This window comes from Sphingomonas faeni (genome assembly GCF_030817315.1).
Taxonomy (GTDB): Bacteria; Pseudomonadota; Alphaproteobacteria; order Sphingomonadales; family Sphingomonadaceae; genus Sphingomonas; species Sphingomonas faeni_C.
Genome location: NZ_JAUSZF010000001.1, coordinates 391,013 through 406,453 on the forward strand (window position 1 = coordinate 391,013; position 15,441 = coordinate 406,453).

15 protein-coding genes are annotated in these 15,441 nt (G+C 65.1%); 7 read left to right on the forward strand and 8 right to left on the reverse strand.

Features of this window, described 5'->3' with window-relative positions; genetic code table 11:
* Window positions 1-72 precede the first annotated feature (72 nt).
* The 4 genes from QFZ54_RS01895 to QFZ54_RS01910 all read left to right on the forward strand — a co-directional run bounded on the left by QFZ54_RS01895 (window position 73) and on the right by QFZ54_RS01910 (window position 4,558).
* Window positions 73-789, forward strand: a complete 717-nt coding sequence (locus QFZ54_RS01895) for a Crp/Fnr family transcriptional regulator (RefSeq protein WP_307083895.1) — start codon at window positions 73-75, stop codon at window positions 787-789.
* Between the two features lie 41 nt (window positions 790-830).
* Window positions 831-1,013 carry a hypothetical protein gene (locus QFZ54_RS01900; protein ID WP_307083898.1) on the forward strand — a complete coding sequence of 61 codons (183 nt, stop codon included), beginning with the start codon at window positions 831-833 and terminating at the stop codon, window positions 1,011-1,013.
* 117 nt (window positions 1,014-1,130) lie between these two features.
* Window positions 1,131-3,263, forward strand: coding sequence for a M3 family metallopeptidase (locus QFZ54_RS01905; protein WP_307083900.1), 2,133 nt, complete (start codon window positions 1,131-1,133; stop codon window positions 3,261-3,263).
* A complete protein-coding gene (locus tag QFZ54_RS01910) occupies window positions 3,263-4,558 on the forward strand; it encodes an MFS transporter (RefSeq protein WP_307083902.1) in 1,296 nt (431 codons plus the stop codon). The genes QFZ54_RS01905 and QFZ54_RS01910 overlap by 1 nt, the downstream gene beginning before the upstream one ends.
* Window positions 4,559-4,681: 123 nt before the next feature.
* Here QFZ54_RS01910 and QFZ54_RS01915 read toward each other — a convergent pair whose 3' ends face one another.
* From QFZ54_RS01915 to QFZ54_RS01935, 5 genes are all read right to left on the reverse strand, one after another.
* A complete protein-coding gene (locus QFZ54_RS01915) occupies window positions 4,682-5,998 on the reverse strand; it encodes a sensor histidine kinase (RefSeq protein WP_307089214.1) in 1,317 nt (438 codons plus the stop codon).
* Between the two features lie 38 nt (window positions 5,999-6,036).
* Entirely contained in the window at window positions 6,037-6,756 is a 720-nt protein-coding gene (locus QFZ54_RS01920; protein ID WP_056062218.1) for a response regulator, read from the reverse strand.
* Window positions 6,757-6,828: 72 nt separating this feature from the next.
* The gene (locus tag QFZ54_RS01925; RefSeq protein ID WP_307083904.1) at window positions 6,829-7,353 is read right to left on the reverse strand and encodes an EF-hand domain-containing protein; all 525 of its coding nucleotides are present in this window, start codon (window positions 7,351-7,353) and stop codon (window positions 6,829-6,831) included.
* Window positions 7,354-7,485: 132 nt separating this feature from the next.
* A complete protein-coding gene (locus QFZ54_RS01930) occupies window positions 7,486-8,265 on the reverse strand; it encodes a thioesterase family protein (RefSeq protein ID WP_307083906.1) in 780 nt (259 codons plus the stop codon).
* Between the two features lie 91 nt (window positions 8,266-8,356).
* Entirely contained in the window at window positions 8,357-9,964 is a 1,608-nt protein-coding gene (locus tag QFZ54_RS01935) for a class I adenylate-forming enzyme family protein (protein ID WP_307083908.1), read from the reverse strand.
* Between the two features lie 75 nt (window positions 9,965-10,039).
* Between QFZ54_RS01935 and QFZ54_RS01940 the strand changes: the two genes are divergently transcribed.
* Window positions 10,040-10,654, forward strand: a complete 615-nt coding sequence (locus QFZ54_RS01940; protein ID WP_307083909.1) for a glutathione S-transferase family protein — start codon at window positions 10,040-10,042, stop codon at window positions 10,652-10,654.
* 169 nt (window positions 10,655-10,823) lie between these two features.
* Window positions 10,824-11,099 carry a hypothetical protein gene (locus QFZ54_RS20320; RefSeq protein WP_373458419.1) on the forward strand — a complete coding sequence of 92 codons (276 nt, stop codon included), beginning with the start codon at window positions 10,824-10,826 and terminating at the stop codon, window positions 11,097-11,099.
* A gap of 113 nt (window positions 11,100-11,212) precedes the next feature.
* Here the strand turns inward: QFZ54_RS20320 and QFZ54_RS01950 are convergent, their stop codons facing one another.
* Window positions 11,213-11,908 (reverse strand): glutathione binding-like protein, encoded by a 696-nt coding sequence (locus tag QFZ54_RS01950; protein ID WP_307083912.1) that lies wholly within the window; start codon window positions 11,906-11,908, stop codon window positions 11,213-11,215.
* A 450-nt stretch (window positions 11,909-12,358) separates the two neighbouring features.
* Between QFZ54_RS01950 and QFZ54_RS01955 the strand changes: the two genes are divergently transcribed.
* Window positions 12,359-13,663, forward strand: coding sequence for a spinster family MFS transporter (locus tag QFZ54_RS01955; protein WP_307083915.1), 1,305 nt, complete (start codon window positions 12,359-12,361; stop codon window positions 13,661-13,663).
* A 187-nt stretch (window positions 13,664-13,850) separates the two neighbouring features.
* On the opposite strand, the gene QFZ54_RS01960 is transcribed toward QFZ54_RS01955, so the two are convergent.
* Both QFZ54_RS01960 and QFZ54_RS01965 read right to left on the reverse strand, forming a co-directional pair.
* A complete protein-coding gene (locus QFZ54_RS01960; RefSeq protein WP_307083917.1) occupies window positions 13,851-13,982 on the reverse strand; it encodes a hypothetical protein in 132 nt (43 codons plus the stop codon).
* 72 nt (window positions 13,983-14,054) lie between these two features.
* Window positions 14,055-15,299 (reverse strand): TetR/AcrR family transcriptional regulator, encoded by a 1,245-nt coding sequence (locus QFZ54_RS01965; protein ID WP_307083920.1) that lies wholly within the window; start codon window positions 15,297-15,299, stop codon window positions 14,055-14,057.
* Window positions 15,300-15,441: the final 142 nt, after the last annotated feature.

Here is a 15,441-nt window from a genome sequence, read left to right on the forward strand (position 1 = left end):
GTATCAGTACGAATCCCGATCTGTTCTTTTTGCCGGCGTGGCGGTACGGGAGCAGCCGAAGAAGGGGCGTCGATGATCTCGGAAAAATTCCTCATGGGGCGAGGCCGCCATGAGCTCAGCAGCGAAGAAAAGCAGGTTCTGGAGGACGGTATCGAATCCGTTCGTCAGGTGCCTGCGCGCAAGCAGATCGTCCGTGCGGGCGACCTGATCGATACGAGCACGCTGTTGCTCGAAGGTTTCGTGTGCCGCTACATGGACGACCGCGAGGGCCAGCGTCAGCTGGTCGCGGTGCACGTGCCCGGCGATTTCGTCGACCTGCACGCGTTTCCGATGAAGCGGCTCGATCACGATATTGCGACGCTCGGACCCGTGAAGATCGCCTGCTTCGAACACCGCACGCTGCAGTCGATCACCGAGCGTTATCCGCACCTCACGCAGAAACTGTGGTTCAGCACGCTGCTCGACGCGGCAATGCACCGCGAATGGATATTCCGGCTGGGGCGTCTAGGCGCGGAAGGCCGCATCGCGCATCTGTTCTGCGAACTGAATGCGCGGCTGGAGATGGTCGGGATGGCGGCCGATGGGCGCTATATGCTGCCGATGACACAGCCCGACCTGGCCGAGGCGAGCGGGCTGACCGGGGTCCACGTCAACCGCGTGCTGAGGGCGCTCCGCGAGAAAAATCTCCTGACGTTCAAGGCCGGCGAGGTAAATATTCTGGATCATAAAGCGCTGGCAGCCGTTGCGGAGTTCGAACCACAATATCTGTACGGTTACAGGGGCGACTGACTGCTGCGGGTCGCCGACCGGACCGGGTCTGGAGTGCGATGATGTTGAAGCCGGAAACGATACCGGGCGTTGCAGCAGCGGAGAATGGCGTCGTGACGCTGGACGGGGCCGACGGCCTGGCCATCGCGATGACGCCGGAGGCGGCTGCGGAAACGGGTCGCCGGCTGATCGCGGCGGCGGCACTGGCGGCTACGCAAGCGACCGACGAATTGCCTTTGGATTGACCGGAAACGGAATTCGACGGGAATTCCACGGCGAAGGGCCGGGGCCAAATGAGCCATACGGGTTCCGCTACGTAACTTTATCTCTATGCTACCCGGAACGTCGACCGGGAGATCCATGTGCAATTTCTATACCTCGCTGCCAGTGCCGTCGCGCTGATGGCGTCTACCTCCGTCATCGCGCAGACGGGCGCTCGGACCAGTCCGGCTACGACGCCTGCCAGTAACCCTTTGCTCGCCGACTGGACTGGCCCGATGGGCGGCGTGCCGCCCTGGGACAAGGTTCGCCCCGAGCTGTTCCCGCAGGCGTTCGAGACGACGCTGGCCGAGCGGACCGCCGACTATCGCAAGATCGCCGACAATCCGGCCAAGCCGACATTCGCCAACACGATCGTGCCGATGCAACTGGCCGGCAAGCGTTACGGCCAGGTGATGACGCTGTTCGGCGTGATGACCGGCAACATGAACACGCCCGCGTACCAGAAGCTCGACCGCGAATGGTCGCCGAAATTCTCCGCGGCATCGGACGCGATCACGTTCGACGAGCCGCTGTTTGCGCGGATCCAGGCGATCTACGATACGCGCAATTCGAGCGGGCTGAACGCGCAGCAGATCCGGCTCGTGACGCGGATCTATGACAGCTATGTGCGGCAGGGTGCCAAGCTGAACGATGCGCAGAAGACGCAGCTTTCGCAGTATAATCAGCAGCTCGCGACCGCGTTCTCGACGTTCGGTGAGAAGCTGCTCGCGGACGAGAGCAAGGCGATCTCGGTCACTGACGAGGCGCAACTCGCCGGGCTTCCCGACAGCGTGAAGGCGGTCGCCAAGGCCGCGGCGGCCGAGCGGAAGCTGGCTGGCTTCGCGATCGTCAACACGCGGTCGGCGGTCGATCCGGTGCTGACCTACGCCACCGACCGTGCGCTGCGCGAGAAGGTGTGGCGTGCGTTCGTCAACCGCGGCGATAACGGCGATGCGAACGACACGAACGCGACGATCGCGCAGATCGTCAAGCTGCGCGCCGACCGTGCGCATCTGCTCGGGTTCAAGACGCATGCCGACTGGCGGATGCAGGACACGATGGCGAAGACGCCCGCCGCGGCGATGGACCTGATGATGCGCGTCTGGCCCGCTGCGAAGGGGCGTGTCGCCGAGGAAGTCGCGGACATGCAGAAGGTCGCCGGCACCTCGCTGACGATCGAGCCGTGGGATTATCGCTTCTACCAGGAGAAGGTCCGCAAGGCGCGGTACGACCTCGATCAGGCGCAGCTGAAGCCGTATTTCGAGCTTGGCAACATCATCCAGGGTTCGCTGTACGCCGCCAACCGGCTTTACGGGCTGAACTTCAAGGAGATCACCGGCACCGTTCCCGTGTTCGAGCCGAACATGCGCGTGTGGAGCGTGACGGACAAGACCGGCAAGGATGTCGGGCTGTTCTATCGCGACGATTTCGCGCGGACCGGCAAGCGTTCGGGCGCGTGGGCGAACACGTATCGTGGTCAGCGGGGCCTTGCCCCGGCGCAGCTCGTGCTGTCGTCGAACAACAATAATTTTGCCAAGGGCGCGCCCGGTGAGCCGATCCTGATCAGCCTCGACGATGCGCAGACGCTGTTCCACGAGTTCGGCCATGCGATCCATGCGATGCTCCAGAACGTCTATTATCCGGGGCTCGCCGGCACGCCGCGCGACTTCGTGGAATATCCGAGCCAGGTGAACGAGCATTGGCTACTCACCCGCGACGTGCTCGACAAATATGCGCGGCATTACCAGACCAAGGCGGCGATGCCGCAGGACCTGCTCGACAAGATCGAGAAGTCGCGCACCTTCAACCAGGGCTTTGCGACCACGGAGTATCTGTCGTCGGCGATCGTCGACATGAAGATTCACACCGTGCCCGACGGCGTGATCGATCCCGACAAGTTCGAGGCCGCGACGCTCGCCGAGATCGGGATGCCGAAGCAGCTCGTGATGCGTCACCGCGTGCCGCAGTTCCAGCATCTGTTCGCGTCGGACAGCTATTCGGCGGGCTATTACAGCTACCTCTGGTCCGAAACGATGGACGCGGACACGTTCGCGGCATTCGAAGAGGCGGGCAGTCCGTGGGACAAGGCGACCGCGGACAAGTTCGCCAAGGTCCTGTTGTCGACGGGTAACGAGACCGATCGCGCCGAGGCGTATCGCGCATTCCGCGGCCGCGATCCCGATGTGAACGCGCTGCTGAAGAAGCGCGGCTTTGCAACGCAGGGGACCAAGTGATGGCGAGCAGCACAATCGCGCCGGAGAAGAACCACCGCCTCAAATCGATCCTTGGCGGGTCGGCAGGCAACCTCGTCGAGTGGTTCGACTGGTACGTCTATTCGGCATTCGGGCTGTATTTCGCGCCGGTGTTCTTCCCGAAGGGCAACTCGACCGCGCAGTTGATGAGCGTCGCCGCGGTGTTCGCGGTCGGCTTCCTGATGCGGCCGATCGGCGCGTGGGTGATGGGCATCTATGCCGATCGCCACGGGCGCAAATCGGGCCTGACGCTGTCGGTGACGCTGATGTGCGCAGGCTCGTTCCTGATCGCGATCACGCCGGGCTTTGCGACGATCGGCTGGATCGCGCCGGCGTTGTTGATCCTCGCACGACTGATGCAGGGGCTCAGCGTCGGCGGCGAGTACGGCGCTAGCGCGGTGTATCTGTCGGAGATGGCAGGCAAGTCGCGACGCGGCTTCTTTTCCAGCTTCCAGTACGTCACGCTGATCGCGGGGCAATTGCTGGCGCTCGGCGTGCTGCTGCTGTTGCAGTCGACGCTGGATACGGCACAGCTCGACGCGTGGGGCTGGCGCATTCCGTTCGCGATCGGCGGCGTGCTGGCGCTGGTCGTGTTCCGCATCCGTCGTGGGCTGCTCGAGACCGAGAGCTATCAGAACGCCAAGTCGGACGGCGCGCCGAAATCGAGCGGGTGGCTGTTGTTCAGCAAATACCCGCGCGAGGCGTTCACCGTGCTGCTGCTGACCGCGGGCGGTACGCTCGCCTTCTATGCGTACACCACGTACATGCAGAAGTTCTTGGTCAACACGAGCGGGTTCAGCCGTGAATCCGCGACGCTGATCATGACCGCGGCGCTGGCGTTGTACGCAGCGTTCCAGCCGGCGGCCGGGGCATTGTCGGATCGGATCGGGCGGAAACCGCTGATGGTCGGCTTCGGCATCGCCGGCGTCCTCTTCACGGTGCCGATCTTCACCGTGCTCGAAACCGCGACCAACCCCTATCTGGCGTTCGGTCTGGTGGTCGGATCGCTGTTCATCGTGACCGGCTACACCGCGATCAACGCGGTGGTGAAGGCTGAGCTGTTCCCCGCGCATGTCCGCGCGCTGGGCGTGGCTTTGCCCTACGCACTGGCGAACACGATGTTCGGCGGGACCGCGGAGTATGTCGCACTGTGGCTGAAGAACGAGGGCATGGAGCGTGGGTTCTATTGGTATGTGACCGCGATGATCGGCGTGTCGCTGATTGTGTACCTCCGCATGAAGGACACGCGGACGCACAGCCAGATCCTGGAGGACTAGGCGCGCGCTGCTCCCTTTCCCCCCGCGGGGAGTGGCTGGGGTGAGGGGCTGTTCCAGGCGATGCGCTGCTTGGCTGCCCCTCACCCCGACCCTCTCCCCGGAGGGGAGAGGGAGCAGGAAGAACTACCGCGGCAACTCTATGATCGCGTCGAGGCCGCCGGCCGCTCGGTTGATCAGGCGGATTTCGCCGCCGGCTTCACGCACGATCGCGCGCGCGAGGGCGAGACCAAGGCCGATGCCGCCGGTCTCGCGGTTGCGCGAACTCTCCAGCCGGGTGAACGCGTCGAACACGTCGCCCATCCGGTCCTCCGGAATTCCTGGCCCCTGATCCGCCACGACGATCGCGACGCAGCGCGGGTCCGCTTCGACGCGTACCTCCGCCGACACGCCGTATTTGATCGCGTTCTCGATCAGGTTGCGGACCGCGCGGCGGATCAGCGACGGGCGCAGATGCATCCGCAGCCGCTCCGTCTCGACGAAGCTGACGTCGCTGCCGATATCGCGAAAATCCTCGACCACCGCGTCAACCAGCGCCGCCAGATCGACATCGGTCAGCGGCTCGCTCGGTCGCCCGAGCCTCGCCAGCGACAGGATGTCGTCGAGCGTGCGGTTCATCTCCGCCACCGTGTCGATCATCTTCGCGCGGTCGGTATCGTCCTCGACCGACTCGATCCGCACGCGCAAAGCCGCCAGCGGCGTGCGCAGATCATGGCCGATCGCGCCCAGCATCCGGTCCTTCTCGTCGAGCATGCCCGTCACGCGCAGCCGCAGCGCGTTGAACGCGGTGATCAGCGCCGCGACGTCGTCGGGCCCGTCCGCGCGCATCGGCGTACCGGGCTCGCCTGGACGAAAGGACTCTGCTGCGACGCGGAGATCGCGGAGCGGTCGCGACAGCCGGCGGACGATCCACAGCACGGGAAGCAGCACGATGATGTAGAGGATCGCGGTCTGGGTGAGCAGCGCGATCAGCAAGCGCCATCCCGGTTGCGGCCAGGGCGCCGTCACCGTCAGCCAGCCACGACCCGGTTGTTGGACGGCGATCAACAGCGTGGCGCCGTCGGGGTCGCGGCGGTGGATACCGGCGCGGCGGCGGTCGTCATGTTCCGCTTCCGCATCCTGGTCCGAGGACGGTCTAAGCCCGGTATCGATCACACCCACCGTCACGCCCTGATCGGCGAGTTGCCGTCGCAATTCCTCGGCGACCTCGGGGTGGCGTTCATACGCGCCCGGCGGAATGGGATTCTGCGCGAGACGGCGGACCCTCCCGCGATCCGCTGTGAGTGGTCGGCCGGCATGCGCTTCCCGGTCGAGCGCGTCGGCGATCCGGATCGCGACGGGCCGGGTCGCCTGGGACAGGCGGAACTCGACACGATCGCGCAGGACTAGCCCGAAATTGATGACCTGCGCCACCAACAGCGCGAGCGCGATCAGCAGCGCCATCTGGCCGGCGAGACTGCGCGGCCACGGCCGGAACCGCGTCACAACCGCGTGACTTCCGCCGCCAGTGTATAGCCGCCGCCCCACACCGTCTTGATCAGTTCGGGTGTCTTCGCATCCGCCTCAATCTTCCGTCGCAGCCGGCTGATCTGGTTGTCGATCGCACGGTCGAACGCCGCCGCCTCGCGCCCCTGCGTCAGGTCGAGCAACTGGTCGCGCGTCAGCACCTGGCGCGGACGCGTCACGAGCGCGAGCAGCAGATTATACTCGCCGGTCGACAGCGGCACCGACACACCCTCGCGGTCGATCAGCGCACGCTCGCCAGATTTCAGCACCCAACCGGCGAACCCGTACGAACTGCTCTCCGGCGCATGTTGCCGTGAACCACCCGCAGTCGCGCGCCGCAGAACCACCTTGACCCGCGTTGCCAGTTCGCGCGGCGAGAACGGCTTCACGACGTAATCGTCCGCCCCCATCTCCAGCCCGACGATCCGGTCCGTCTCCTCCGCGCGCGCGGTCAGCAGGATCACCGGCACGTCGCTCGTCGCGGCGATGTGGCGGCAGAGCGACAGGCCGTCCTCGCCCGGCATCATGATGTCGAGGATGACGAGATCGATCGCATACGCCGTCAGCCGCGTCCTCGCCGCCTCGGCATCGCCCGCCTGCGTGACGCGGAACCCCTGCTTGGTGAGGTACACGGCCAACGGCTCGCGGATCGAGCGCTCGTCGTCGACGAGCAGCAAATGCGGCATATCTCCCATCGGGGCAGTGTCTAGCATGGCGGCTGTCCAGGGGAAGCACCGGGGTTCACCCGCTGCCTCCCCGTTTCCTAGTTATCGAGCAGGCGTAGGTGCGGGCGCGGTCACGCCGTCGCGGCGTTCGCGCCGGTCGACGTGGCGCATCTCGGCGGCATTAGCGCGCTCGGTTGCGTCGATCGTGCCGTCGTGATTGGCGTCCATCCGGTCGAACCGCTTGAGCGCGCGAGCCGTGAACGCCTCGCGCGTCACGCTGCCGTCGCCGTTGGAGGCCATTCCACGACCCATGCCATCATGCTTGCGCCTGCCCGGCGACGGCACGGGACCATCGCGACCGCTCGCGACCATCCGGTCGTGCAGCGCGGCACGATAGGCGCGCATCTCGCCGCCCGTCACCCGGCCGTCGCGATCGGTATCCATCTGCGCGAACCGGGCGTCGGCCTGCGCGATCGCTTCGGCGCGCGTGATGACGCCGTCGCGGTTCGCGTCCTGCCGCATCGGCGGACGGGGCATTGCGGGGCCGGGGGCGGGGGCGGTCTGCGCGCTGGCAGCGGACGTGATCGCGCTGGCGGCGAGCAACAGGGTGAGGACGGTCTTGCGCATGTCGGACTCCGGCTGTGTGGGACGAATTCCCAACGAATGACGCCGGTCTAAACCCTGGTTGTCGCAGGCTTTTGCCGCCGTGTCGCCAATGTGTCGCAAGATATGTCGGGCGCGGACGCCCCCTCGTCGGCGTCAGGCGAAGATCGCGACGCTCTGCATCTGTTCGGCGATCGGCGTGCCGTCGGCGTTCCAGATCGCCATCTGCTGGCTCGAACTGCCGTCCTTCGTATAGTCGGTCGTTGCACGAAGCAGCCACCAGCCGTCGCGCGTTACCGGCTGCGGGCCGAGAATGTTGAGCAGCCACGTCATCGAACTGAGCGGCGCCGGCCCGCCGAGCAGCTTCAGCGCGGCAGGCGGCAGGCAATCCGCGACGGCCATCAGTTCGACCATCGGATCGAGCCCGTCACGGTCGACCAGCCGGGCCCAGCGGAGCCATTCCGCCGGCCCGACGCTGTCGTCGCGGCGGTCGAGCAGGTCGAAATTGCGCGAGAACGCGACCGCGCTATGGCCGCGGAACGTCTGCGTATCGGGCTGCGGCATCGGAAAGTCCGGCGCGCCGCCGCCGGTCTGGTGATCGACCCGCGACGCAACCGCGCTCATGAATACGAAGGTCGCGCGTAGGCCGAGCCCGGCCTCGCTTTCGACATCCGCCTGGACGAACGCGGCGTTGCGCCCGCGCCGCAACCGGCTCGCGCGGATCGTGATGTCGCCCGACAGCGGCCCGATGAACGACACCTGCGCGGACCGCAGGGGCGGCAGGTCGATGTCGGACTGCTGCGCGGCATGTAGCGCGAGTGCGGCGGAGAACCCGCCATACGCCGTTCGGCCCTGCAGCCAGTTCTCCGGCACCGTCCCGCGTAAGCTATCTTCGGTCCGTACAAGCGCATCTATCGCCTGTTTGAGGCTGGTCATTTGGGGTCCTTTCATGTCTCGTCATCCTGGGCTCGACCCAGGATCCAGAGCCAAGCGCCGGTTCATTCGTGGCTCTGGATCCTGACTTTCGTCAGGATGACGGAGCGGGTGGGGATGGCGGGGATGCGCTGAGCCGATCACGGAGTTCGCGCTTCAGGACTTTGCCAATCGCGCTGCGTGGCAGTTCCTCGGCGACGTTGAGCGCCGATAGTCGCTGCGTCTTGCCAAGTTGCGCGTTCGCCCACGCCAGGATCGAAGGCGCATCTTCGGTCGTGCCATTACGCGGGACGTAGAAGCCGACCGGCGTCTCGCCCCAGGCCTCCGACGGTACGCCGATCACCGCGCAGTCCGCCACCGCCGGATGCTGCGCCAACACCGACTCCAGGTCGGACGGATAGATGTTGAACCCGCCCGAGATGATCAGGTCCTTCTTCCGGTCCATCAGCGTGAGGAACCCGTCCTCGTCGAACCGCCCGACGTCGCCGTGGCGGATGTAGCGATTGCCGTCCGCGTCATACCATTCGGCATCGCGCGTCGCATCCGCGCGGCCGTGATAGCCGTTCATCATCGCCGGGCTGCGACCGACGACTTCGCCCATTTCCCCTGGCGCGACCTCGACACCGTCATCGTCGATCAGGCGGATTTCGTGGCCCGGCATCGGCTGGCCGACGGTGTGGAGCTTGGTCGGGTTGGCTGTCGCGTTCAACGCGCAACTCGCGCCGCCCTCGGTCATGCCGTAGAATTCGACCAGCACACCCGGCCAGCGCGCGACCACGTCGGCCTTCAGCGCGGCGGAGAAGGGCGCGCTGGTACTCGTCTTGAAGCGGAAAGCCGACAGGTCGAAGTCATCGAAATCGGGCAGCGCCATGATCCGCTGATACTGGACCGGTACCAGCATCGTGTGCGTTGCGCGGTACCGCTCGGCGAGTTCGAGATACGCGCGCGCCTCGAACTTCCCCATCAGTACGACGGTGCCACCCCAGCCGAGCGTCGGCAGGAAGCTGACCAATGTGGTGTTCGAATATAGCGGGGTGGCGATCATCGTGACGGCGGTGTCGAACCCGGCGGCGGTGTTGCGCGAAATGTGGGCCCAGCGCATCGCATGGCTCTGGACGATGCCCTTGGGCGTGCCGGTCGTGCCCGATGAGTAGATGATGTTGAACGGGTCTTGGGGAGCGATCGCGACGGCGGCTGGCCTTGAGCCTTCTGGAGCGAGCCAGTCCTCGAAAGCCTGATAAGCTTGTTCCTCCGCGAAGGCGGGGGCCCAGTGGGGGCTCCCACCTTCGCGGGAGAACAAGATGGGACGGGCTGAAAGCGTTTGCCCCTCCAGCGCCCGAGCATTCTCCGCATCGAGGAACACGATCGGCGCGCCGCTATCCGCAATCATAGCTGCGATCGCCGCCGGCGTAGCGGATGGCGCGATCGGGGTCGCGACACACCCCGCACGTACCGCACCAAGGAAAGCGGCAGCATAGTCGGTCGTCGGCGCCGCAACGATGGCCACCGCAGTCCGTGGTGTCACCCCGTCGCGCTGCAACGCCGCAGCGATCCGGTCCATCATTCCATCGAGCGTCCGATAGTCGATGCTGCCCTGCGCATCGGCAACCGCGGCGCGATCCCCCCGTTCGAGCGCATGCGCGTGGATCAGATCGGGCAGCGTGGCGAAGCCCGTGGTGAGCATGTCTGCGGCAGTCGTCATCCGGGCATCGCTAGGCGAATGCGTCCGGCGATGCCATACGGTATATTCGAAAACCGAAATCGAGGAGAAGCGGATTTGCTGTTCTACGATAGCGCGCTGCCAGCGCCCAACCCGCGTCGCGTCCGTATCTTCCTCGCCGAAAAGCATGTCCGCGTGCCGATGGCGCAGATCTCGATCCCCAAGGCCGAACACAAGTCGGCCTCGTTCCTGTCGGTCAATGCGCTCGGCCAGACTCCCGCGCTCGCGTTCGACGACGGTCGCGTGCTGACCGAAAGCGTCGCGATCTGTCGCTATTTCGAGGTGCTGCATCCCGAGCCCCCGCTGTTCGGCCACGGCGCGCACAACATCGCCGAGATCGACATGTGGACCCGGCGGATCGAACTGCGGCTGATGACGCCCCTCTCTATGGTCTGGCTGCACACGCATCCCTGGACCGCGCGGATCGTCCAGCCGCAATATACCGAATTCGGCGCAAGCCAGCGCCCGCGCGTGCTGGCGGCGATGACGGAGTTCGATCATGCGCTCGACGGTCGCGACTGGCTCGACGGCGAGCGCCACACGATCGCCGACATCGTCCTGCTGACGACGATCGACTTCGCGAAGTTCGTCGGCATCGCGGTGCCGGACGATCTGACGCACCTGAAGGCTTGGCACGCTCGCGCGTCGGCTCGCCCGAGTGCGCAGGCATGAGCGATGCCTTGCGAGGTGCCGCGCCGTGTGACGGGGGCCGCCCAGGGATTAGCGCGCACGAGGATCGCGATGCGCTCGACGTCGAGGACTTTATCGACATCTACCGGCTCAACACGATCGCCCGTTCCAGATGGTCCGCGCCTGCGCCCCGGCGTTGCGCGCGAGCCCGATGGGGGCGGCCATAAAGGTGGCGAGTGTCGCGGGCGTTTTCGGCATGGGATCGTCGGCCGTCCACATCGCATCGAAGGGGTCGCTGGTGACGAGGACGAAGAGCTTGGCGCGTGTCCTCGTGTCCAAGATCTGGGTCGATGCCGCCGCGTCCGCGAACGTCGAATTTTCAAACCGATGCCACGAGCTAAACCGATCCATGTGGACAGTGAAAGTGCCACCCCGGCGGAGGCTGGGGCTTAGAGGGAATGGCTCTCGTGACGAAGCGCTGCCTTAAGTTAAGCAGCGGCCCCCAACTGGGCCCCGGCCTTCGCCGGGGTAGTGTTTAAGAGGGCAAACTTGCGTTCACGTTGCCGTCACGCCGAACGGAGGGGGCGATTTGCCGCGCCCTTATCGGGCAGCCGCAGACTGCCCGAACAGCATCTTCTTCGCCTCGTCCGTCATCGGTACGCTGCTATCGTTGACCGCCTTGCCCTTCTCATACGCAGCGATCGTCGCCGGCCGCGCCGCGATCGTTTCGAACCAGCGCTTCAAATTGGGAAAATCTTCGAGGCGCTGGCCCTGTGCCTCGTACGGCACGATCCAGGGATAGGCTGCCATGTCCGCGATCGAATAGTCGCCCGCGATGAAGTCCCGCCCCTCGAGCCGGCGATCGAGCACGCCGTACAACCGGTTGGTTTCCTTCACGTACCGGTCGATCGCGTACGGAATCTTCTCGGGCGCATAGCGGTTGAAATGGTGGTTCTGCCCGAGCATCGGGCCAAGCCCGCCCATCTGCCACATCAGCCACTGCGTCACGTCCGTCCGACCGCGCAAATCGCTACCACCAAACTGCCCGGTCTTTTCTGCCAGATACAAGAGGATCGCGCCCGATTCGAAGATCGAGATCGGCTCGCCGCCATCGGTGGGTGCGTGATCGACGATCGCGGGCATCCGGTTGTTCGGCGCGATCTTCAGAAACTCGGGAGCGAACTGTTCGCCCTTGCCGATGTTGATGGGCTTGATCGTGTAGTCCAGCCCCGCTTCTTCCAGGAACAGCGTGATCTTGTGGCCGTTCGGCGTGGGCCAGTAAAACAGGTCGATCATCGGAATGCTCCAGCGATTGCGTCGCTTCGCAAATGGGGCAGGGGGCCGTCGACCACAAGCAACGCGCAGAGCCAGGATTCTTGCCTGATGGAAACTAGTAAGAAAAAGTCGCTTTGCAACAGCGGGAATCTATGCGAGGGGAGCCGCATACCCGGTATTCAGATTGCCCGGATGCTCCGCTCCCTCGACGATGTGGGGACGAGCCCGGCTACGACGTTGGAGAGGGGATAAGGCGGAAGAGCGGCCCGAATGAGGACGCATCTTCCGCCGTCCTTCTCACGAAACCCACGGCTACCTGCAAAACCCAATACTTTGCCTCTCCGCGCTAATTCAGCTTGTCGCGCTTGGGTGCTCGGTTTGTCGCAAGTCGGCGCAAAGCTCAGCTTTAGCTTGTCTGGTACGCCTCGATTGCCTTAGCGTAAGGTCTGTTTCGACTTCGAGGTATTGCCGATGGCCGTCGCGTATCAGTCCCATCCCGAGATCGCCGATGCCTTGGCGATGAAGCGACGGGGCCTGACGCTCGCGCTGCTCACGTTCACCTATTTCTTCAGCTACATGGACCGCCAGATCCTCGCGATCCTGCTCGAGCGGATCAAGGCGGACCTGTTGTTGACCGATACGCAGCTTGGGCTGCTGTCGGGACTCGTGTTCGCGATCTTCTATGCGACGCTCGGCATTCCGGTCGCGCGACTGGCGGATCGCACCAGCCGCCGCAACATCATCGCCGCCAGCCTGACGATCTGGAGTGCGATGACCGCGCTGTGCGGGCTCGCGCAGAATTTCACGCAGCTGATGCTCTTCCGGATCGGCGTCGGCATCGGCGAGGCGGGGTCGAGCCCGCCCAGCCATTCGATCATCGCCGACCTGTACCCGCCCGAGAAGCGCGCAAGTGCGATGGCGGTGTATTCGCTCGGCGTGGTGCTGGGCGCGGGCTTCGGTACGCTGATCGGCGGCGTCGTCGCGCATTCGTACGGCTGGCGGATCGCGATGATGACGGTGGGCCTGCCGGGGATCGCGCTCGCGGTCCTCGTCCGCTTGTTCATGGTCGAGCCTCGCCGCGGCCTGTCCGATGCCGCCCGCGCGACCGAGGTGAAGCCGATGCCGAGCGTCGCGCAAGGCTTCGCATCGATGTGGGCGAGCGCGCCGGCGCGGCATCTGGTGGTCGGCGTCACGCTCACCTCGATGATCGGCTATGCGCTGACCGGCTGGGGGCCGAGCTACATGCAGCGCTCGCTGGGCGTGTCGATGCTCGATATCTCGCGTTATGTCGCGTTGCCGGGGGCGTTGTTCGGTGCGGTCTCGGCGCTTGCGGGCGGCAAGATCGCGGACGTCCTGGCGAAGCGCCACGGGCTGCATGTGCAGGCTTGGGTCGTGCTGGGGATGAAGGGGCTATCGCTGCCGTTCGCGCTCGCCTTCTACCTGATCGACGCGCCGGGACTCGCGATCGGCAGCTATTTCGTCTCGCTGATCTTCGCCAATTCGTATCTCGGGCCGAGCTTTGCGCTGATCCAGCATCTCGCGCCGTTGCAGATCCGCGCGATGTGGGCGGCGATCACGCTGCTGGTGATCAACCTGGTCGGGCTCGGGCTCGGGCCGACGCTGGTGGGGTGGCTGAGCGATCTGTTGAAGCCGGGATTCGGCGAGGATTCGTTGCGCTATGCGCTGGTGATCATCGTGCTGATGACGCCGTGGGCGCTGTTCCATTATTGGCGCGCGGGGGTTCTGCTGAAGCGGGACGAAGATTTGGCCAGGTGACTTACGCCTTCCTCCGTCATCCTGACGAAAGTCAGGACCCAGAGTTACGAACGCCGCCCCTTGCAATCCTGGGTCCTGACTTTCGTCAGGATGACGGGGTGGGGGGAGGTGTTGACGATCACTACGTGGCCGCGGGATGATTGACGAGGTACGGTTTAGCTAGGCTATCCGTTAGGCCCATCTTCCATCATCCATGCCAGCGCCGTCGCTCGATCGTCGAACACCGCATCATCCAGAAGCCGGGCGCACCGACCTCGATGATACCCGTCGCAAGATCGGTCGGGATGGTCTGCGTGCCGCCTCCGTGGAAGCCGGGCATCAGCCGTCAGCGGTTAACGCGGCGTAACCAAACCGTTCCGGCTGCGAACGTCGACCAGTCCGGGCAGAACGGTCAGGCCTTCGCCATCCGATCGTCGAACAGCCCGTACATCAACGTCGAGGCGTACATCGCGATCGCCCGTTCGCGCGGCATCGTCGACGCCCATTTCCGCATGTCGAACGCCGCGTTCTGGAGCGCCATCAGCGCCTGCGCCGCGATCAGCGCGTCGACCGCGCGGATGGAGCCTTCGCCGATCCCGTCCATCATCATGCCGGCATAGCGTCGCGCGATGCCGTTTGAGCGATCGACCATCGCGTTGCGCACGCCGACCGGCAGGCCGCTGAGTGCGGTGGTACGCAGCAGCGGGCCACGCTCGGCGAACTGCACGTCGAGCAAGGTCGCGACGGTGCTCGACAGCTTGTGCCAATAGCTCCCGCCCTCGGCCTCGCCGCGGCTCTGCGCATCGGCGATGGTGTCGAAGCTGCGACGATAGCACGCGATGACGAGATCGTCCTTCGCATCGAGATGGTGGTAGAAACTGCCCTTGGTGACGTTCAGTTCGGATGCGATCTTCTGCACAGATGCGCCGCGGTAGCCGAGTTCGTTGATCAGGCGCGTCGCCGCCAGCAGGAACGCCTCGCGGCCCGGCTCCGCCTCGTCATGGCTCAGATCGAGCAGGGTAGGCGACCATCTGGTGTCCTTGCCCGCGATGCCGTGCGCGAACACGTCCATCAGCCGTTCCTCGACGCGACCGTATTGATCGGGCTCGTAGCGGGTGAGCCAGATCGGCAGCCAGAACGTGTTCTCGAGCAACACGTGTGCGCGTGCACCGTTGAGATCGGTCTGCGCACGCGACGAGGTCGGCCCCCACAACAGGCGCGTCCGGCGGAACACCTCGCGCCAGCCCGCCATCAGCCGGCCACGCATCGGCTCCTCGGTCGCACGCAGATCGGAGAGGACCGCGAACGCCTTCTCCTCGCCGCGCTGAATCCGCCCGAGCCGGTCCATGTTGAGCGCGAGATAACGCCGCACGCGTTCCTCTGGCGTCGCTTCTTCCGCCGCTACGTCGAGCATCGCGATCAGGGATTCGAGCGTGTTCTCGAACGCGGCGGCGGCGAGGTCTTCCTTGCGCTTGAAATAATAGGTAACGCTGGTCGTATTGAGCCCGACGCGCCGCGCCACGTCCGCGAACGTCATGCCCTTGGCACTCTGTTCGTTGATCGCTTCTGCCGCCGCGGCGAGGATCGCGTCACGCTTCGCACGGAAGCGCTTGGTCCCCTGTTCGCTCTCGTCGCTCACCTCTGCCGGAACCTTCATCGAAACACCCTAACAGCTTCGATTTGAAGATACAGTGCTTTTTAGGCGCTTTCAGGGCGGACTTGAAAACATGCTTTCCGGGGCCCCGCGCACGCTTTACCGAATACGCGGTATGGTCTAACCCGCCACAAAAGCGATGACG

Excerpts from the sequence above, each read along its gene's own strand:
- QFZ54_RS01910 (WP_307083902.1), top strand. The coding sequence starts at position 3,263 with ATGGCGAGCAGCACAATCGCGCCGGAGAAGAACCACCGCCTCAAATCG.
- QFZ54_RS01925 (WP_307083904.1), bottom strand. The coding sequence starts at position 7,353 with ATGCGCAAGACCGTCCTCACCCTGTTGCTCGCCGCCAGCGCGATCACG.
- QFZ54_RS01900 (WP_307083898.1), top strand. The coding sequence starts at position 831 with ATGTTGAAGCCGGAAACGATACCGGGCGTTGCAGCAGCGGAGAATGGC.
- QFZ54_RS01950 (WP_307083912.1), bottom strand. The coding sequence starts at position 11,908 with ATGATCGACCTGTTTTACTGGCCCACGCCGAACGGCCACAAGATCACG.
- QFZ54_RS01895 (WP_307083895.1), top strand. The coding sequence starts at position 73 with ATGATCTCGGAAAAATTCCTCATGGGGCGAGGCCGCCATGAGCTCAGC.
- QFZ54_RS01920 (WP_056062218.1), bottom strand. The coding sequence starts at position 6,756 with ATGGGAGATATGCCGCATTTGCTGCTCGTCGACGACGAGCGCTCGATC.
- QFZ54_RS01930 (WP_307083906.1), bottom strand. The coding sequence starts at position 8,265 with ATGACCAGCCTCAAACAGGCGATAGATGCGCTTGTACGGACCGAAGAT.
- QFZ54_RS20320 (WP_373458419.1), top strand. The coding sequence starts at position 10,824 with ATGGGGGCGGCCATAAAGGTGGCGAGTGTCGCGGGCGTTTTCGGCATG.
- QFZ54_RS01965 (WP_307083920.1), bottom strand. The coding sequence starts at position 15,299 with ATGAAGGTTCCGGCAGAGGTGAGCGACGAGAGCGAACAGGGGACCAAG.
- QFZ54_RS01960 (WP_307083917.1), bottom strand. The coding sequence starts at position 13,982 with ATGCCCGGCTTCCACGGAGGCGGCACGCAGACCATCCCGACCGATCTT.
- QFZ54_RS01935 (WP_307083908.1), bottom strand. The coding sequence starts at position 9,964 with ATGACGACTGCCGCAGACATGCTCACCACGGGCTTCGCCACGCTGCCC.
- QFZ54_RS01955 (WP_307083915.1), top strand. The coding sequence starts at position 12,359 with ATGGCCGTCGCGTATCAGTCCCATCCCGAGATCGCCGATGCCTTGGCG.
- QFZ54_RS01915 (WP_307089214.1), bottom strand. The coding sequence starts at position 5,998 with ATGGCGCTGCTGATCGCGCTCGCGCTGTTGGTGGCGCAGGTCATCAAT.